The organism is Dehalococcoidia bacterium (genome assembly GCA_041653995.1).
Classification (GTDB): domain Bacteria; phylum Chloroflexota; class Dehalococcoidia; order GIF9; family UBA5629; genus CAIMUM01.
The window spans coordinates 143,130-162,267 of record JBAZEK010000002.1 but is presented as its reverse complement, the minus strand read 5'-3'; the positions used below and the strand labels follow the sequence as shown (position 1 = coordinate 162,267).

At 50.6% G+C, this 19,138-nt stretch carries 18 protein-coding genes; 6 read left to right on the top strand and 12 right to left on the bottom strand.

Features of this window, described 5'->3' with window-relative positions:
• Positions 1 to 4 precede the first annotated feature (4 nt).
• From WC359_06940 to WC359_06910, 7 genes are all read right to left on the bottom strand, one after another.
• On the bottom strand, positions 5 to 2,194 hold the full coding sequence (locus WC359_06940; protein ID MFA5400155.1) for an HlyD family efflux transporter periplasmic adaptor subunit: 2,190 nt from the start codon (positions 2,192 to 2,194) through the stop codon (positions 5 to 7).
• A gap of 144 nt (positions 2,195 to 2,338) precedes the next feature.
• A complete protein-coding gene (locus WC359_06935; protein MFA5400154.1) occupies positions 2,339 to 3,805 on the bottom strand; it encodes an ATP-binding protein in 1,467 nt (488 codons plus the stop codon).
• A gap of 1 nt (position 3,806) precedes the next feature.
• Positions 3,807 to 4,490 carry a response regulator transcription factor gene (locus WC359_06930; GenBank protein MFA5400153.1) on the bottom strand — a complete coding sequence of 228 codons (684 nt, stop codon included), beginning with the start codon at positions 4,488 to 4,490 and terminating at the stop codon, positions 3,807 to 3,809.
• Between the two features lie 116 nt (positions 4,491 to 4,606).
• Positions 4,607 to 5,857 carry a transposase gene (locus WC359_06925; protein ID MFA5400152.1) on the bottom strand — a complete coding sequence of 417 codons (1,251 nt, stop codon included), beginning with the start codon at positions 5,855 to 5,857 and terminating at the stop codon, positions 4,607 to 4,609.
• A gap of 548 nt (positions 5,858 to 6,405) precedes the next feature.
• Positions 6,406 to 6,729 (bottom strand): hypothetical protein, encoded by a 324-nt coding sequence (locus tag WC359_06920; GenBank protein ID MFA5400151.1) that lies wholly within the window; start codon positions 6,727 to 6,729, stop codon positions 6,406 to 6,408.
• 198 nt (positions 6,730 to 6,927) lie between these two features.
• Positions 6,928 to 7,506: a hypothetical protein gene (locus WC359_06915; GenBank protein ID MFA5400150.1), complete on the bottom strand. Its 579-nt coding sequence runs from the start codon at positions 7,504 to 7,506 to the stop codon at positions 6,928 to 6,930.
• A gap of 6 nt (positions 7,507 to 7,512) precedes the next feature.
• Positions 7,513 to 8,187 carry a hypothetical protein gene (locus tag WC359_06910; protein MFA5400149.1) on the bottom strand — a complete coding sequence of 225 codons (675 nt, stop codon included), beginning with the start codon at positions 8,185 to 8,187 and terminating at the stop codon, positions 7,513 to 7,515.
• A gap of 117 nt (positions 8,188 to 8,304) precedes the next feature.
• Here WC359_06910 and WC359_06905 point away from each other — a divergent pair, with 117 nt between their 5' ends.
• The gene (locus WC359_06905; GenBank protein ID MFA5400148.1) at positions 8,305 to 8,631 is read left to right on the top strand and encodes a hypothetical protein; all 327 of its coding nucleotides are present in this window, start codon (positions 8,305 to 8,307) and stop codon (positions 8,629 to 8,631) included.
• A gap of 236 nt (positions 8,632 to 8,867) precedes the next feature.
• On the top strand, positions 8,868 to 9,113 hold the full coding sequence (locus WC359_06900; protein MFA5400147.1) for a hypothetical protein: 246 nt from the start codon (positions 8,868 to 8,870) through the stop codon (positions 9,111 to 9,113).
• A 327-nt stretch (positions 9,114 to 9,440) separates the two neighbouring features.
• On the opposite strand, the gene WC359_06895 is transcribed toward WC359_06900, so the two are convergent.
• Both WC359_06895 and WC359_06890 read right to left on the bottom strand, forming a co-directional pair.
• Entirely contained in the window at positions 9,441 to 10,679 is a 1,239-nt protein-coding gene (locus tag WC359_06895) for a homocitrate synthase (GenBank protein MFA5400146.1), read from the bottom strand.
• A gap of 137 nt (positions 10,680 to 10,816) precedes the next feature.
• Complete coding sequence (locus tag WC359_06890) at positions 10,817 to 12,865, bottom strand: hypothetical protein (protein MFA5400145.1); 2,049 nt, start codon at positions 12,863 to 12,865, stop codon at positions 10,817 to 10,819.
• Between the two features lie 191 nt (positions 12,866 to 13,056).
• On the opposite strand from WC359_06890, the gene WC359_06885 reads away from it, so the two are divergent.
• Genes WC359_06885 through WC359_06875 form a run of 3 tightly spaced genes read left to right on the top strand, consistent with a single transcriptional unit; the run spans position 13,057 to position 15,680 of the window.
• On the top strand, positions 13,057 to 13,899 hold the full coding sequence (locus tag WC359_06885) for a tetratricopeptide repeat protein (protein ID MFA5400144.1): 843 nt from the start codon (positions 13,057 to 13,059) through the stop codon (positions 13,897 to 13,899).
• A gap of 58 nt (positions 13,900 to 13,957) precedes the next feature.
• Complete coding sequence (locus WC359_06880) at positions 13,958 to 14,593, top strand: GNAT family N-acetyltransferase (GenBank protein MFA5400143.1); 636 nt, start codon at positions 13,958 to 13,960, stop codon at positions 14,591 to 14,593.
• Positions 14,565 to 15,680: a M20/M25/M40 family metallo-hydrolase gene (locus WC359_06875; protein MFA5400142.1), complete on the top strand. Its 1,116-nt coding sequence runs from the start codon at positions 14,565 to 14,567 to the stop codon at positions 15,678 to 15,680. The genes WC359_06880 and WC359_06875 overlap by 29 nt, the downstream gene beginning before the upstream one ends.
• A gap of 21 nt (positions 15,681 to 15,701) precedes the next feature.
• On the opposite strand, the gene WC359_06870 is transcribed toward WC359_06875, so the two are convergent.
• Positions 15,702 to 16,595, bottom strand: a complete 894-nt coding sequence (locus WC359_06870) for an ArsA family ATPase (protein ID MFA5400141.1) — start codon at positions 16,593 to 16,595, stop codon at positions 15,702 to 15,704.
• Between the two features lie 29 nt (positions 16,596 to 16,624).
• A complete protein-coding gene (locus tag WC359_06865) occupies positions 16,625 to 17,179 on the bottom strand; it encodes a tetratricopeptide repeat protein (GenBank protein ID MFA5400140.1) in 555 nt (184 codons plus the stop codon).
• Between the two features lie 88 nt (positions 17,180 to 17,267).
• On the opposite strand from WC359_06865, the gene WC359_06860 reads away from it, so the two are divergent.
• The gene (locus WC359_06860; GenBank protein MFA5400139.1) at positions 17,268 to 17,987 is read left to right on the top strand and encodes an MBL fold metallo-hydrolase; all 720 of its coding nucleotides are present in this window, start codon (positions 17,268 to 17,270) and stop codon (positions 17,985 to 17,987) included.
• A 13-nt stretch (positions 17,988 to 18,000) separates the two neighbouring features.
• Here the strand turns inward: WC359_06860 and WC359_06855 are convergent, their stop codons facing one another.
• A complete protein-coding gene (locus tag WC359_06855) occupies positions 18,001 to 19,050 on the bottom strand; it encodes a nitronate monooxygenase (protein MFA5400138.1) in 1,050 nt (349 codons plus the stop codon).
• Positions 19,051 to 19,138: the final 88 nt, after the last annotated feature.

Genomic DNA, 19,138 nt, shown 5'->3' with positions numbered 1-19,138 from the left:
ATCTTTATGGAGGTGGACCTCCTCCTCCCGGAGGTGGCCCGCCTCCCGGTGGGCCCATGGTGGTAGATACAGGGGCGCCGCTCGCCTTATCGACGACTATTACCATATCGCCGTCGTTCAGCCCTTTGATTACCTGTACGTACTGCTGGTTCTGGATGCCCAGGGTGACCTCCCTCTTCTCCGTTTCGCCTTTGGTGCCGCTGACGACCGTGACTGTGGAGGCCGTACCCGTTGTGTTTACCGCGGACAGCGGTACCAGCAGAGCGTTCTCAACCGTGGAGACGCCGATATCGGCCGTGGCGGTCAGCTTGCCCCTGAGTTCGACGTCGGTGGGATCAAGCTTTATGCGGACGCTGTATTTAACCACGTTATTGGAGTCGGGTGTTCCTTTGGGTGAGATGAAAAATACCTCGCCGCTGAAGGTCTTATCTGGGACTGCATCCACGGATATGGTGGCCTTTTGGCCGACCTTTATTTTGGTAATATCGATTTCGTCAACCGAGCCCCAGAACTCGATATATTTGGTATTGACCAGCACTATAGCATTGGTGGATGTATTGGTTTTTGAGGATAATATGTCCTTTTCCTTTACTCCTACGCTTACCACCGTGCCGTCGATGGGCGCCCAGATGAATGTGTTGACGTAGTTATTCTGTGTCGTGTCCTGGCTGACCAGCTTGCCGGCCAGGTCGATTCTGGCATTCTGCTCGGCCTTCAGCCCCAGGCCGTGCTGGAGGACCATTTCATTGGAGCCCAATATCCCGTTGCATAGTTCCATATAGTGGCGCGCGACGATCAGGTTGTCGTTCATACTGCTGGAGTACATCCCGCCCTGTCCTATGCCCGCTATTGCCGCGTTAATCCTTTCCAGCGCCGCATTGTAGAGGTAGAGGCTGATGTCTTTGCCGTAGATAGTTGTATCGTTGGGCAGTTTCAGCCTGTTTATGTTTTCGATGACCTCGCCGGCGGTCTTATTGACCGTCTCGAGGGCTGTGCTCAGCAGCGGCCTTGCTTCGTCGTATTTGCCCTCGTTTATCAGTCCGTACACGGTCTGAATATCTGTTTGCGCCTGTCTCAGTGCAGCCGCTTCCCTGCGCAGCTCCTGAATATAGTAAGCGGCGAACGACCCGTCATTTTGTATTGAAAAGAGCGTATAGTTGGTCTCGTCTACGAAGGGCGCCGTATTGCCCAGGCCGGACTCCGGATTGGTGATGGCGTCCTCCAGTATTTTTATGCAGGCTTCCAGGTCCGCCGATGCCACGTACAGCTCGGATGCCGCTGCGCTGAATTCATCGTTTTCAAACAGGGCATACGCCCTGGCTACCTCTTCCTGCGCCCACAGGTAGGATGACAGTATGGTTGCGTTGGGGTAATACATCTGGTAACTGATATCGTTGTGAATTCCTTCTGGTGCTGCCCAAGTGGTCGTGGTTGATGTCCGTGTAGTGGTCACCGATGTTGTGACTGTCGTGCTATCTATCGGTATGGCCTCCGTCGGTATGTCGCCCGCAGCTATATTTGTAGTGGTTACAATTGGAGGCCCCACGGGAGGGGTTACCGTCGTTGTGACTGTTACGCCAGTCGGGCCAGTACCTGTATGAACAACACTTGTGGTTCCAATATCTGTTGTAGTCGAAGTTGTTGTTATAGTACCGGGATTTTTTAACGTTGGTGTATTCCCTGTGATAGTTACTACCGTATTAGATCCTGCCGAAGGCACGCCAGTTGTTCCAGGGGGTGTTAATGTGGTAACCGTAGTTGTAGTAGTCACAGGTATTGTTGGCCCGGTAGTAACTGAACTTGCAATATAGTAACTTGTTGGAAACTGTGGCAGCCGTGGGACGGTTTCGTACATGGTGCTGAGAGAAGACTGCACGGCGTTATTGGCCGCTTTCACATCCAGTTGAGCAGTGGTGTCATCCAGGTATGCCAGCAGCTGGCCCTGCTTCACCTGGTCGCCTTCCTCGACCAGCACCTTTTTAACCTCGCCGGTTGAAGCAAACCGGAGATTATAGTAGTCGGTCATCTCGAGGTTGCCGTCCACCGAGACGCTCACCACCAGGTCGCCGCGCGTAACAGGAATCTGCCTGCTGATGGTTGCCGAAGTTGTGGTGGATGCAGCAGTGCAACCTGCCGCGAAGACTGTGAAGCAGGTTAAAAAGACGATGAGGAGTTTAATAGGGGCCTTGAGCATATCCGTAAGATTTTACACGCTAATTACTTATAAACCAAATTCTTGATTTCAATCTTATTAAAGGTAACATTCAAATGTTAAGATTTTATTTAGCCCAGGCGGGTTCAATGCTGAGAATTGAGCCTGATATATACGCCGAAATGCTTATTGCGCTACCGGCAGCGTAAAGGTGAAGCAGCTGCCTTTGCCTGATTCGCTGCGGGCCCATATCTTGCCCTTGTGCTCCTCAATGATATACCTGGATATGGTTAATCCCAGGCCGCTGCCGCCGGTCGACCTCGATCTGGATTTATCGACGCGGTGAAAACGCTCGAAGATATTGTTTATCTCATCAGCAGGGATGCCCTCACCGCTATCCGATACGCTGATCTCGATGAATCCGTGATCTGATTTTGCTGCGATATTTATCCGGCCGCCCGCGGGTGTATGGGCCAGAGCGTTCTCCAGCAGATTGAGCAGCACCTGTTTGATGCGCAGGAAATCGATGTTAACGCGCGGAAGGTCTGCGGGGATATCGTGAGACAGGTCTATATCCTTTTCGGATGCTTTGGCCTGTACGGCCGTAATAGATAGCCGCACCAGTTCTGCCACGTCCTCGGGCTGCAGGAAGAGCTTCAGTTCGCCTGCCTCAGCCAGGCTCAGCTCCTGCAGGTCGTTTATCAAGCGGGAGAGCAGGATGGTCTCTCCGTATATCGATGAGATAGTTTCCTTATCGGCCTGCATAACGCCGTCGTTTATTGCTTCGAGGTAGCCCCTGACATTGGTGAGCGGACTTCTCAGTTCGTGGGCGATATCCGATACCATGTGCTGCCGCAGCTGCTCGTCGCGCTGCAGGTTATCGGCCATGGAGTTAAAAGTGGAGGCCAGTTCGCCTATCTCGCTTCTATCTCTGATGTCAACACGTTGCGAAAAATCACCTTTGCCCAGAAGCTGTGCCGCCGACCGCAGCTCTTTGATGGGTGACAGGATACGGCGCGACAGAAAAAGGGTAATCAGGAAAGCGACGATAACCGCCAGAAATGCCCCGATCAAGAAATAGCTGCCCAGCTGGCTGTATATAATCTGAAGCGCCGCCAGCCCGATCTCAGACTGCGTTAACGGCAGGATAAATAAAAAACCTATCGTTTTTGATTCGTCCATGGCGGCCGTGGCAGGTTCCGCTGAATCAGGCGGGGGCGGTACGCGCGGTCCGAAGAACATAAAGAGCGGGGGCTGTGATGCCGGGGGTCCGCCCGGCTCGGGACCCCGGTGATCGAGCGAGGAGGTCAACGTTTTGCTGGAAAAGTTCTCGAGGTTCAATTTTTCATCGGGTGTTTCTGACGACGAATCGGCTATTATCTTGCCGTCCGCATCCGCCAGTATGACCCGGTGGCTGAACTGTTCCCCGATATGTGAGACCAGCGGCTGCACGCCTTCCCAGCTGTTGTTTTCCAGGTAATATTCCGTGACCTGGGATTGTATGCGGTCTATGACCATCCGCTCGATTCGATAGCTGAATTCCTGAACCTGCTCTACTGTGGCCCTCCATGTCATGAAAAACACGGCGCCTACGGTCAGCAGGATTACGCACGTGAAAGCAACCAGCAAGCGGAACTGCAGGCTGTTTTTCAAATCACTCCTCTGATAATTTGTATCCCGCCCCGTAAACTGTCCTGATATATCTGGGTCGTTTCGGATCGGGCTCGATTTTACGGCGCAGGTTATGTATATGAACGTCGATAGCCCGGTCAAAGCTTTCGAAGTCATATCCGAAAGCCTTATCTATGATTTCAACACGATCAAATACGCGGCCCGGTTCACGCAGGAAGGCAGCCAGTATTTTAAATTCTACCGATGTCAGGCTGAGTTTTTTCTCGTTCAGGAGCACCTCTCTTTTGGGGAAGTTCAGGTAAAAACCGCCGTATCTGATTTCGGCCGGACCCCGTTCCGCCGGCAGCCTTCTGAAGACAGCGCGCACCCTGGCGGCCAGCTCTCCCGGGCTGAATGGTTTGGTTACATAGTCGTCGGCCCCGGTATCCAGGCCGGTCATCTTATCTTCGTCGCGCGTTCTCGCAGTAAGCATGATGATAGGTATATCAGATTCCGCCCTCAGTATGCGGCATATCTCGACGCCGTCCAGGCCGGGCAGCATGACATCCAGCAGGACAAGGTGCGGTTGCCGTTCCCTGAATATGCGCAATGCTGCAGGACCGTCGTAAGCGGTCAGTACCGAATGGCCGTCCCGCTCCAGGTACATCTTTACCAGGGTAACTGTCTTGACATCATCGTCAACGACGAGAATTTTTCTGCCGCTCATATGACTGCCTGCAAATACTATAAATCAATTATTATGGCCGTGCCACTGTAATCAAAGCTAACAGAAGATTGTTAGCAAATTATTAAGCCCGGGTACATGGCTTTGCCTTAAAAGTCTCATTTTCCTATTACTTTTGGGGCAACTAACGTTTTTGCCTCAGAAGTCCAAAAAGTAGGTTCTAAACCGAGTTCATAAATAGACTGAATGAGTACACAGATATTGTGGCATAGAATCTTACACAGGACTTCGTTCACCTGGGCTGTAGGCGTTTTAGCCTTAACTGCGGTTCCGAACTTTGTCTTAATCATGCTGAAAGTAGTTTCTACATTGGAACGCTTGTGATAGTGCTGTAGAAAGACCTCACGGTTAAAGTTGTAAAAGTGCCACATTCGATTCCAGATATCGTTCATATCGTTGTATGAGGCATTTTTCTGTATAGCTGCGTTTGTTCTGAATGGGATAAAGGCTGTTCCGCCAATCATCTGAGTTGCTTTGATATTCCGTTTGCTTGAATAAGCCTTATCCGCAGATACCTCATTAATCTCAAATGTTTTAGCAGTCTGGCTAAGTAGTGGGGTAAATTGTGGATTGTCAGCGGATTCATACGGATCGGCTTCTACACTTGTTACCACATGAGTTTTAACACCGCACATGATATGAGTTTTTACCCAAGTCTGTTTAGATCGTTCTTTCCCATACTTATGATCGAACCAGCGGCGGTAGGTGGATGTGGAAAAGCCAGAGGAATCAACCGCAAAATCGGTTTCTACGGCTTTCAACGGGCTTGCGCTCTGTTCTATTAAACATTTTAAGACCGGCGTGAGTTTGGGATTTTCAAGGTAACGGAAGGCACTATTGTAATGTGGTGCTTTATCCACAAACCCGTCATTTTGGGCTTCTAAGAGGTCGCTGGTAAGCCTTCTGCCAGACATCATGCAATATGACTTATAGACAAGCGCAAACACAACATCTGAAAGCGGAAGGCGTGGCCTGCCAAATTTGTAAATAGGCTGCTCAATACCATTGCACAGTTCGCTTAGAAGTTTCAAGAAATGTTCCGTCTCATGCGTTTGTGCTTCGTTGTATGTGTGCCAATCTTGGTTATAGGTTACTCTAATTCCCTCTGTATAAGTCACTGTGCCATCTGGTTTTGTTTCTCGCTGAATAACATACTCGACAGCGTGAATGTGTTTGCAAGGCTGTTGTCGTTCCTCAAAATCAGGGCAAGTGCAAAATGGTTCGCCCTGGTCGAGGTTCACAATATAATTTCCAACCCCCGATTGAGAAGGTACTTTCCAACCAATCTTATTCCTCTCAATCCTTGAGGTCGCCGCGATTTGAAGTCCTCGTTCTTGTCTTGCATCCATTTTAATTACCTACCTACTATATACTCTGGCAATATATTACCACATGAGTAGGCATCTGTCAATACCCCTTGACTATATTATTTAAAAGGTATATACTTATAGTGAAAGTTTGGGGATGGAGTTGATGTATGCCGACTGAGACTATTGAGATCAAGGCACAGGGATTCAGGTGCGAGAGGTGTGGTCATGAGTGGATTCCAAGAAATATCAAGAGAGAGCCTCGTGTCTGTCCTAAGTGTAAGAGTCCTTACTGGAACGTGAAACGGAAAAAGCAAATACATTAATTCTAATATCATGGCTGTGCCTGATTAGACTTATTAGATAACCACAAGGGCGATCCAATATTTTGTAGCAGTATCCACCATAGCGATCTTTTCTTTTGTTTCAAAACCCATAATCCAACTACAAGGGCGATAATCTCAGCTATAAGAACAACAATTAGAGGCAATGGTTCGGGTAGATTACTCGGTTGTGCCATGCAGAAGTACACCAACAGGAATAGCACATAGAAAATTACCCATGTCCAATTTAAATGCTTTTTACACCAACTATAAATTTTCATCATCATCTAACCAAGGTCTATCCTGTTTCTTTTTTGGTTCAATAACATTGTTATTCTTTAGCCACAACGGGGAAAACCACCCCATTAGCAACAACCACCATAAACTCCTCTTTTTCTGCCATATTACCCAAGCATTAACAATTACAAAAGTTACACAAAAAAATATCATGTATATTACCATGCCAACCTCAAATACGTTTGGCTTATATGTTGGCAATACTACTGCGAACAATATTCCCCAACAAATAAATATTTGAAGAAAGTATGTCCAGATCAAATGTTCTTTACACCACTCGTAAACTTTAAGCATTCACTACCTCCCTGCCTATTTACCATATAAAGTCAATCCTATCGATACTGTTCTCTAGACAAAAACCTGCGTGTACTTCTTCCCCGCCAGTTATTCCTACCAAAATAACTGATGCCAATTCCCTGCCTCTAACCTTCCTAATCCTAAGTGCCCAGTCATAGGTGTTCACTCCAAACTGTACGCGATTTCTTATTATCTTCACCAAATTATATCTACCTTGGTTATTCTATATAGTAAATCCATTTTATAATAACTTCCTACCATTAAATCACCAACATCTTTATCTGTTTGCGGCGATACAAATACCAAACCGCTATCATTAGTATCAAATACATTAATAGCATGACCCATTATCTCTGTATCATTATGCAAATCAAGAATTACCACGCCACATTTAATGCCTTTTGCGTTCGCATTATCCCGTACCTGTTTTGCGTAGGAAACACAATCAAATACATCATCTACATACTTAATCTCATCTGTCTTATCCATTTCCAAGAACTCCACCACTTCTTCATAACTGACCGCTTTAGGTATCGTAACATATTGATCTAAGTGAGTTACTACAAATTCTTTGCCATTGTCATAACCCAAGGAATATCCTTTTTCGTATCCGACATTTTCACCATATTTGATACCCTTATCCCATCCAACCACATTGCCATTAGTGTAACCAGTAGAATACCCAATCCAATATCCACTGCCTCCAAATACGATTAGCGATATGGCTATAGTTATGATGATGTTTTTCCTGAGAGGCTTCTTAAACCATGCCATTTTCGTTTACCCCATTTCTTTATTAATTCGCTTCATTACTTGAAAGCCCAAATCATTGAGAGTATATGTTTCTTGTAAATTTTGGTATCCACCATGCTCGGTCAAGTAAACGCTACGGACATCTATGATGCCTACTAATCTTATTTGTCGGAGGAATTCAAATAATTGAGTATATGTAATTCCATATTTTGTAGTTAGTGACATCAATTGCCCTGTTTTCCCATCTATATATTTGGTATTGGGGATATTTGGTTCGACTGTAATACCGCCAATTGCTAATTTCCCTTGATACTTCACAAGTAAATCAATATAACTTTTTTCCTCATCAGATATATTCATTTTTAGCGAAGAGAGTTTTTTAATGAGTTGCGATATTTCGTCTTCTCCTGCTTCATATCTATTCAGTTTGGATTTTAAACAAGCCTGTTGTTTGGATGGTATCGACATTAATTTATAAGCGAAAATTGGTAAATATAGAAGTGCCGCTGCAATCACTACTGCTATAATCCAACGTAATTCCCCACTCATTTGATATTCGCCTCCAGGTAACCATCTGAGTATAACGACTGCCAGAGCGAAGGCAATAGCGGAAACAATTGCCTTTTTCCAACTATAGATACCGAGCAGTTCGCAAGTTTCTGAGTGCGCTTGTTTAAGAATTCCCCACCAAAATACCCACACGTAGTCATTCTACCATTTTTGCGATATGCTTCAATTGTATAATGACATACGTGTTTCATATCTAATTTGTTGACACTCCTGTTATACTTTAATAATCATCGTTTGGGAGGTAGGGAGATGCCTAAATCACCGTTTGAAAGGAAAATTGATAATGTCAAAAGTGAGGTTGAGCAATTAAAAGCAGAGCTTCTAAAAACACAGAAAGCCTTAGCAAGCGAATCTGTGCGAAATATTTGCAACTCTTGCTTAATACACGCTAAGAAGTTGGAATCTGTCACGGGACAGAAATTTGTGTCACAACTGTCAAACGAAGTCAAAAATGTCAATGCTAAAATAGACATGTCAGAAAACCCTCTATCTTTAGTAAATGAGTTCAGAGATAAATGTCGTAATCGGTTACATGCGTTAGGTATCCAATTCATTGATGATGGTTTCTATTCTTAATGCTATGTTTAGAGGTTTTTACATTTATTGAGGATTTCTTAACGAGAATACCATAGCCTATGTCGAGATTAAGGGTTGCCCAATCATTGCGTATTCCCTCTCGTATCATTTGTCTGATTAGTTCCTTCTGTTTATCCGTAAATTCCCTATCTGTTCTCATTTAATCATTCTCCTATTTTGTTATTACAGTCTTTTATGATGGTACAATAGTATAGATATTAACTCGGAGGTTGATTGTGTTGGGGAAGATTATCTTTAGTATTGTTCTTATTATTGGTTTCGCAGGTGGGTTTTTGACTTGGCTTACACTTCACCTTGAGGAAATTGCTAATAAATCCTCTGACAATACTAATTGGGGTCTTTATTATTTTGATCCAATTGGTTGTGATATAAATTGCGTTGCAGTTATACAGCCTTATTGTTGGGGCGCATTTTTTATAGGATTGATCGGAGTGATTTACTTTTTGACGAGTAAGAAGTAAATAGATTAATAGAATCACGCCAATTAGGAAAAAACAACATCCATTAACGAACACGGTTATTGGGGCAATGCGATATAAGGCTAGATCACATAATATACAGCCAACTGCCCCAATAATTACAAGAGATACAGATAGCGCTCGTCCAATTTTCCCACAGAATAAGTTATCCTTCTTCCTGCACATCTACCTCACCTCCCCACTCGTAAGAGGCTGACTTTTGGGGCAGATTGCCCACTTTTGGGGCAACAAAGACTTTTAAGGCAAAGCCCGGGTACATTGGAACCACGGCATGGAGGGGATTAAATTTTAAATGGACTGATGGGGAGGCTACTCAAGTGGTATTAGCGTCAAAAGCCGTTTGATGATCGCGGGGTATTTGGCAATGAAATGCAACTCGTCCTTTGTGAGCGGGACCTGCGCCTCGACATTGGCGAAGCGCACAAGCTCGAGTATTTTGCGGGCCTCGCTGGCGTTAGCGAACGAGACTTCCATCTTGCCCATGATATGGCTGAAACCGGAGATGCCCGTATATTCACCCGAGCAGATCATGCGGCCGGTCTCGACCAGCTCTGGCTCACCCCTGCCGAGCTCCTCGAAATTGTAGAGCTCATAGTTCTCGGGGTCCTTGAGCACGCCGTCTGCGTGGATACCCGAGGCGTGGGCGAACGCATTTTCTCCTACTCCCGGCTGGCTGATGGGGATAGGTACGCCGAAGGCCAGGCTGGCGTACTTTGCCAGTTTGTAGGCGCGGTTGAGCTTTATCGCCCTGCCCAGTTTGTATTTATTGGCGAAACCCTTGGACTTGAGCAGGGCGAGGATGCAGGAGAGCAGGTCCGCGTTGCCGGCGCGCTCGCCTATGCCATTGAGAGTCGTGTTTATATAAGCGTCCTGTCCGGCATCAACGGCAGCTTTGGCCCCGGCTATCGAATTGGCAACCGCCATACCCAGGTCGCCGTGGCAGTGTATTTCCACCGGCATAGCGGCCGCATCGGCTATCTTTGTTACGCTCTCATAAATCGAAAATGGATCGTCGAATCCAAGCGTGTCACAGTAGCGGAACCTGTCGCCGCCCGCCGCCCTGGCCTCTCTGGCAAACTCGATCAGGAAATCGATGTCGGTACGCGATGCGTCCTCGGCATTGACGCCGATCGCCCTGGCGCCCAGCTTTTTGGCCATTTGGACCGCTTCGGCCATCTGCTCCAGAACGTCCACCCGGGATTTCCGGCCCTTGAATTTGCCCTGTATCATTTGCTGCGAAGTCGAGATAGACAGGTTCAGATATTCGATCTCAGGTACCATATCGAAAGTCTTTTCAACATCCTCGGTGGTTGCCCTGATCCACCCGCTGAGGCGAATCGGCTTGAGCACCCCCATGGCGGCCAGCTCGAGGTTGGCACGCAGGTAGTTGGTCTCGTGTTTGGTCGTAGGAAAGCCGAACTCCGACTGGAAAACACCGAAATCGTTGAGGTACATGTTGATCATGGTTTTCTGCAGCTTGGACAGGCTCAACCTGGCCGTCTGCACGCCGTCCCGGTTGGTCACATCGATAAAGAATATCTTTCCCATTTTCCGCGTATCCTGCGATGATAAGTTGAACTATTATATCATCGGCTGTGCGTGTAAGGTAATCTTTACGGGGATGTTTGGTTAAAAAAGACCCGGCGCAGGTCACCTGCGCCGGGTCTGATACTTCGGAATCCAGCTTAGCGGCGGCTGGCCAGCAGAATGATGACGATAATGATGACGATTACAAAGCCGCCTATGATCAGCCAGACAAAGACAGGCACACCGGGAGCAGGAGGAGGTGTCGGTCCGCTGCCAGGCGTTACAAACGAGCTTACGGACCCGTTTACGGAGCGCCCGCCGCCGGTCGGATTGAGTGCCACGGCGCGGTAATAATATGTCCTGCCCTGCGCCAGGCCTGTAACGACCGAGCTGAAAGAGCTGCTCCTGTTCAATGTCTGCATGTTGGTGGTATTGCCGAAATCTGCCGTGGTGCCGTATTCAAACCAGACCTGAGCCGTCGCGGTGTTTCCTATATCCTGCAGGTATGCGTTGAGGATGGCGCTTGAAGCTGTAATAGATGTGGCGGGGTAGGTGGCCACGGACAGGGTGGAGTTGGATACGGTGCTGAATATCTCGGTGGAGCCGTAAACCTTGAGGTTTTCCGGCGTCTGAGCGACCGATTGGAAATAGTAGGTTGTGCCCGGGACCAGCCCCAATACCTGATAGGAGACCGTGCCGGGTGAGGTCACAGCCTGCGCTGCAGTAACGTTGCCGAACTCCATGCTCTTGCCGAAATTGAAATACACCTGCACTGAACGCTGCCCACCCAGCGAATTAACGTAAGCGTTGAGTGTGGCGCCGGTCGTGCTGATACTGCTGGCTGCGCCTGTCGTCAGGGACACGGGCGATGAAGGTGTGGTCTGGAATGTGCTGTACTGCCCGTATACGTTGTACCCGTTGGAGAATGCAGCGGACCGGTAATAGTAGGTCAGACCGGGCTGTAATTTGACAACGCTGTTGCTGAAGCTGCCCGGCATGCTCATGCTCTGGTGCGGAGTTGAATTGCCGAAAGTAGTATCGGTCCCATACTCGAACCATACATATGCGTAACTGCTCATTCCCATGGCGTTCAGGTAGCCATTCAGCGTGGCGGATTGAGCGGTGATGTTGGTGGCAACGCTGGTGCTGACCTTTACTCCCGGAGCAGCCGTAGTTGTGAAAATACTATCGAATCCATGTACGGTCATGCCGCCCGTCGCCGAAGGCACTGCCAGGGCACGATAATGATAGATGGTGCCCGGATTGAGTCCCTGGAGAGTGAAATTGAATGTGCCGGGCGAATACATCGTCTGCATAGTCGTAGTCTGTCCGTAGGCAGTGGTCGGACCCCATTCGAACCAGACATAGGCATTGCGGTAGGTCCCCAATGACTCGAGATAGCCTACCAGTGTGGCGGAGTTACTGGTCACACCGGATACGGAGCCGGTGCTAACTGTCAGGCTGGCCGCGCCGGGCGTGCTGAAGCTTTGAGCATTGCCATATACTGCCGATACGCCCACCAGGTCAGGCTTGGCGGCGGCGCGGAAATAATACATGTTATTGGGGCTGAGGCCGGATATCTGCATGCTGAAAGGTCCCGGCGCATAGACGGTCTGCTGGACGGTGGTGTTGCCGTAACCTGTTGAGCTGCCCCACTGGAACCATACGGTGACACTGTCGTAGGGACCCATGCTGGACAGGTAACCACGTAACACCGCTGAGCCGGAAGTTATGTCGGAGGCTGATGATGTCGAGACCTCTATCGGCGCCTGCGGTACCGTGTGCTGCGTGGTGAAACTGACGAACGAGCCCTCGCTCTTCTGTCCCCCCAAAAGGGTCGCCATGGCCACTGCCCTGTACCTGTAGGCCGTTCCCGGCTCGAGCTGCCCCAGATAGGCTGTAAAGAATCCGGGCGAGCTCATTGACTGGTGCGAGATCTCCCCACCGTCTTCGGTCTCGAACCAAACATCAACAACGCTGTACGGTCCCATCGACTGAAGATAGCCATTGAGATTGGCTGATGTACCCGTTATACTCGTGGCACCCTGGGTTGCGACCTGCAGGGGTATGGTCGGAGTGACTACACCGCCGCCACCGATCACGTTTTCCTCTTCTCCATCAGGTAACAGGCCCTGTGCCAGTGATGGCGCGGCAGTCAGAGTTATAAGTGCCAAGGCGATAATTGTGGTGATAATTCTATATATCATATCAAGACACACCTTCCTTACGTTCGCGGACAATGTTACCTTACACGTACTCGTGTGTCAATAACTATTTAGTACCATTAAAGGGATGAATTAATCAGGCTGCGCGAATTTACTTGCGGGAGGCCCGGTGCTACAATTCCGTGATAAAGTCCGACCGTACATGGTCTATAATAAATCTCTAAGGAATACAAATGGAAAAGAAAATAATTGTATGTAAACCGGCTTTTTATCACGTGGCGGCGCTTTTTCTGGTTCTGCTGGTAGTGACTCTGGCCGGCTGCCAGACGGGCAGCCAGGGATACAGCAGCAATCAGGAGGCCGTTGCCTTCAATGAGACGGGAATCGACCTGTATAACAAGGGGGCGTTTGAGAAGGCGTTGCTCAATTTCGATCGTGCGCTGGAGAAGGACCCGTCCAATCCGGCGGTCCACTTCAATAAAGGGCAGGCTCTGGATGCTATGAAAAACTTCGAGCAGGCTATTGATAGCTATGATCAGGCCATTAAGCTTGATTCCAATTTCGCCGATGCCTGGAATTATCGAGGTATATCCTACATGAACTTGGGCCAGCATGATAAAGCCCTGGAAAGCGTGGATAAGGCTGTTTCTATTAACGGCAACGACGCTGTCTACTGGGAGAGCAAGGGACTGGTATACCAGGCCCAGGGTAAGTACCAGGAGGCTGTGCAAAGTTACGCCAGGGCTGCCTCGCTGGATTCGGCCAATGTTGATTTGTGGGACGAGCTCACCTATGCCCAGATGAAGAGCCAGTTGTATGAAGACGTGCTGAAGTCAACCGATAAATCAATCTCGCTTGATGATGCAAACTCGTTTCCCTGGGGCTATAAAGCCAAAGCCCTGCATGAGCTGAAGCGTTACGACGAGGCTATTATTGCCTTTGATCGTGCGCTGGCCCTCGATGTCAATAATCCGGCACTGTGGTACAGCAAGGGGCTGACGCTTGAGACGCTCAAGCGCACCACCGAGGCTAAGAAGTGTTACGACAAGGCTCGCTCTCTGGGATATCAGTTTTAAATGCATTGATAGTCAGGTTTACCTTGCGTATACGATTTATCATTCACAGGGAGGCTATATGAGTATCAACGGCGCTGCCGGGCAGCGCGGCAACAATGAAAAGCCACTTTCCGCGGCCCTGCCTGATCAAGGGGAGAACGGCGGCAGGAAAAAGATAGATATCGATATCAGGGAGATGGAAGTTGACGACATCCCGGAAGTTTTTCACCTGGGCGAGCAGGTCTTTACAGCTGATAAAACGCCCACGCTCTATCGTACCTGGGACGAGTTTGAAGTCATCTCCATGTTCAACGAGGATACAGAGTACTGCCTTGTGGCGGCGCTGGAGGGGCAGATTTTGGGATTTGCCCTGGGCAATGTGGTCACCAAAAAGAAATCAGCCTGGAAATATGGTTATCTTGTCTGGCTGGTCGTATCTCCGGAATACCAGAGGACGGGAGTGGCCAGCCGCCTTTTCAATAAATTCGAGGATAAAATGATAGAGGCAGGCGTGCGTATTTTCATGATCGATACGGAGGCGGATAACCTGCCCGCCCTGCATTTCTTCCGCGCCAAGGGTTTCGGCAATCCGCAGCAGCACATCTATATGACTTATAATCCGGCGGCGACGGAGCAGCAGAAAGAGAAAGAGAAGGAGAAAAAACGCAGCCTGAGGGGGAAAAAAAATGGCGCCGAGCACAGGCGTAGCGGTTGAGATCAAGCCGGATCGACTGAAAAAGCTCCTGCAGGACCTGGTGGACATATACAGTCCGTCAGGCAAGGAAGAGGAGATACTGCTGTTCTGCGAAGAGTACCTGAGATCGAGAGGGCTTAATGTCAAGAGACAGGCGGTGGATGAAAACCGCTATAACATCGTGGTATTGCCCCCCAAAACCGACGAAGTAGACCTTTGTTTCGTGGGTCATCTGGACACGGTAACGGCGCATGATCTCGATGACTTCGGATTCTATGAGGAGGAGGAGAAGGTCTGCGGCCTGGGGAGTTCGGATATGAAGGCGGGCTGCGCCGCCATGATAGAGGCCTTTACGGTGCTGGCGGATAAAAAAGGCAGGTTCCCCTCTGTAGGCATGGCGCTGGTGGTGGGCGAAGAGGAGGAGAGCGACGGCGCCAAAACCCTGGTGCGCGAGTACCGTTTTCCCTGGGCGGTGGTGGCTGAGCCGACCAACATGATGCCCTGCCTGGGCCACTATGGATATCTGGAAGTCCTTTTACGCACACGCGGTAAAAAGGCGCATTCCTCCATGCCCGAGCTGGGGCAGAATGCTATAGAGAATATGCTCAAGCTGCTGCTGCAGGTCACCGGGTATACTACTACGGTCTCCAGCGGGTTGGTCTATAACATCAGGCAGCTTTCGGGTTTTCCCGGCGGATTCGTGGTGCCGGATACCTGTGAGGCCTGGTTGGACCTTCACCTGCCTCCCGATTCCCGTATGGATGTGCTCAAGGCCGACCTGGAACATCTTGTGGAGGATGCCGGCAAGGTCATACCCTCTCTCGATGCCTATATCAGATTTGAAAATACGCAGTCGGGTTATCGCATATCGCAGGACCGGCCGCTGGTGCGCAGGCTGCGCGAGGTTTGCAAGGGTATGAAGGTACCCTGGGAGACGCAGGATTTCCGCAGCAATTCGGACGGCAACGTGCTGTGGGGGGCCGGCGTCGATCCGATTATCCTCGGCCCGGGCCGGCTCGAGACTGCACACACACCAGAGGAATCTGTGGTTTTCAGCCAGGTGGTGCAGGCCGCCCAGCTATACCTGAACTTCGCCCTGGCGATTTGACCGGCGTGCTGTGGCATCAGTTCAGTAGAGCGCTTCCGCGACCTTAAGCAGCGTCTCACGCCCTTTTATCTCGTGCGGGAAGAGGGGTACCTGCGACATCCGGAGCCGGTTGTATTTATCGTGCAGCTGCTTCATGTATATTTGTTGCTGGCCGGCCTTCCTGCGTAAGAAAGCGGAGTCCGACGTCTGAATCACGTTGTTGATGATCAGCCGCTTGACTTTGAGATCATATTTATCCAGATCGCCGAGTATTTCATCCAGCTGGTTGACCGCCAGTGCCTCCGGGATAGCAACTATATTGAATTCCACCCCGTTGCGTAAGAAAGCTACATCGGCGGCCGACAGCTCCTCCCAGCGCCGGATGATATCCAGTATCGTCTCCCTGGTGCCTTCCCCCGCTTTGATTTTAGTATAGATGCGCGGCGCCAGCCGGAGATGCTGTGTGAGCAGCGCGGGCGTCTGCAGCAGCGCCATGGTCTGTCCCAGCGGCGCCGTATCCCAGACGATTGTATCCCACTCCCTGCCGCATGAAAGCTCGCGGATGTAATCGACTATAAATTCCTCGGCCAGTCCCGGCAGTACGGAAGCCATGAAATCAACATAATCAGCATAGGCTATCTCCACGAATGAGGAAAACACATGATAAACATCGCGGCCGAACTTTTTCTCCCACATCTGCCTGGCCTGGCCCGTGCCGATCTCCAGGAAGAAGAGGCCGTCTGCAGCCTGCGACGGGATCTCCGCGGGCGCCGACTGGAAGATGTGCGAAAGTGAAGGAGTGGCATCGGTGGAGATGGCCAGGGTCTTGCGTCCGTGCGATGCCAAATGCAGGGCTGTGGCCGCCGCGCAGGTGGTCTTTCCTACGCCACCCTTGCCGGCGAAAGCTATGACAGGTGTGTTGTTAATAGCGCGCATGAGACTATTGTTTAGAAAGGTTGGCGGTATTAGAGGGAAGTCAGCATTTCTACAGGCAGGTCCTTCACGCCCTTATGCAGCTCAAGGAAGCGATCGATGGAATAATCTGCATCATCGATCGGATCGTGAATGGTGAATTCCCCGAAATCGGGCGCCATCCCCACCACCTGGCGATAGCAGTTGACCATTTTTATCATGGCCGCAAGATCGCCGGTCTTCAGGTAGGTCCTCAGGTAATGAAGGCCCATGTAATGCCATGGCGGGAACACATTGGGATTAAGCTTAATGGCCAGGTTGAAAACCGCGAATGCTTCGTTAACCTTGTCGAGATTGAAGAGGCAGATGCCCTTGTTGGTCAGCGCCATCACGTTATCGGGTTCCCTCTCCAGTGCCCTGTTGAAGCAGCCGATAGCCTCGGCATCCTCCTCCAGCTTGAAGTGGCACAGCCCTTTCTTGAAGATGTCCTCGAAGGTCACCTGGTCTGCGTGTCGGCTTATCAGTTCAACCGAGTACTCGAGAGCATTGAGAAACTCCTCGCGATCGAAACACTCGTCCACGCGCCGGCGCAGTTCCTCAATTGTCATAGCGGTCTCCTCCCGATGGCTCTGCTTAACGATATCACAATACTTCCATGTCACCAAATATGTTGTGCCGGTGTAAAATTAAGAACATATGAGGGAAGTGATACCCGGAGTTTTTCAACTCAGCCGGTGGTGGGACCAGGCCGACCTGGGTTCCAATGTCTACCTGATCGACACAGGCGGCGAGCTTGCGCTGGTTGATACGGGATTTAAAGGCAAAGAGCCGATCATTATTGAAAGGGTACGCGGCCTGGGTTACTCCTCTTCGCGCATCGCTTCAATCATCATCACGCACCATCATACCGATCATACCGGCGGGCTGGCTGGGCTGGTGGAGATCACCGGTGCCAGGGTCGTCGCCCACGCGGCGGATGCGCCTTATATAGATGGAAGGCTGCCTCAGCCTGGACCGTCGCGCCCCGGATGGCTCTGCCGTGCGGCGCGTCCCTTTCAGCACTTGCTGGCTACCCAACCGGTCAAAGTCGATCACGAGGTAGCTGACGGTGACGAACTTCCTTTGGCCGGAGGGATACGCGTACTGCATACGCCGGGGCATACGCCCGGCAGCATGTGCATCTTCCTCAAGAGCAACGGCGTCGTCTTCACCGGCGACCTGCTGGCGCAGCGTTTCGGCCTGAAGTGGCCGTCCATCCCCTTCACAACTGATGTGGCTCAGCTAAGACGATCTGCCAGGAAGCTGGCGGGACAAGAGTTTGAGTCGGCCTGCTTCGGACACGGCTCACCCATCAAAGTCAATGCTGGCAGGCGTATCCGACGTTTTGCAGCGCATTCTCCCTCTGTATCGGACTGATCTTCCAGCGCAGTCAGCGCCGCTTTTGCTGCAGGGAATCGCAGGCCGCTTCAGCCTCGGACATAATGCGGTCAACCAGCTCCTGCACTCCAGGCAGGTCGTCTATGCCGCCGCAATCCTGTCCCGCGAAGAGTATGCCCTCATCGACATCGCCCTCGTTGATGGCCCTGAGATGCCTTCTCATACCGACGGCCTGGCGGGCCTGCGACCAGATGGGGGAACCTTCCTCGGCCCGCCACATCTGAAGGCTCAGCCCGATAAACTTCCAGTAAGATAGCCCGAGCATTTTCCGTATCTCTCCGGCGCCCTGGAAGGCTTCGGAGAATTGTATACCGCTCTTCATCATTCTTTCGGCCGCCTTTGTCTTGAGCACACGCCCGGGCATGCCGTCGAAGGCGTTGCTGTAGAGCGTGTCCTGCTCCGTAGCTTTGAGGCAGAGCTGCTTGAAATTATTGTGTACCAGGCTCTCTTTAGTCAGTGAGAACCTCGTGCCCATCGATATCCCATCCGCGCCCAGGGCCAGAGCCGCAGCCAGCCCCCGGCCGTTGTAAAACCCGCCGGCCGCTATCAAAGGAATCTTTATCTGGCTGGCAACCATAGGGATGAGGACCAGAGAGGTGGCAATGGTGCCATGTCCCGCAGCCTCGTTTCCGGTAATGATTACTGCGTCGCATCCGAGCTGTTCGGCCCTGACAGCGTGCCTGACAGTGGCGGTGGTGCCCATAACCTTGCCGCCGTAAGCATGTACACGATCGATAAACCACGGCTTGCCCAGCGCGTAGTTGAGGACGGGCACCTTTTCTTCGATGGCCACCTCGACGTTCTCGCGCGCTCCGGGCAGGACCAGGGCCTGGTTAACGCCAAAAGGCTTATCGGTCAGGCTCCTGACCTCGCGTATGTTCTTTCTCGCCTCATCCGGGGAGAAGCGCGCCGTGGCCAGCATGCCCAGTCCGCCTGCGTTGCACACCGCCGCCACCAGCCCCGGCTCCGTGATCCAGTTCATCCCGGCCAGCATGATAGGTCGCTGAATGCCGAATAGCTCCGTCATCCTGGTTTTGAACATGTATACATCCTCCTTATTTACGCATGCCTCTTAACTAACGGGTACGGGCGGTAAAAGCCCGCATGTTTTTCACAGCCTATTATGTTAC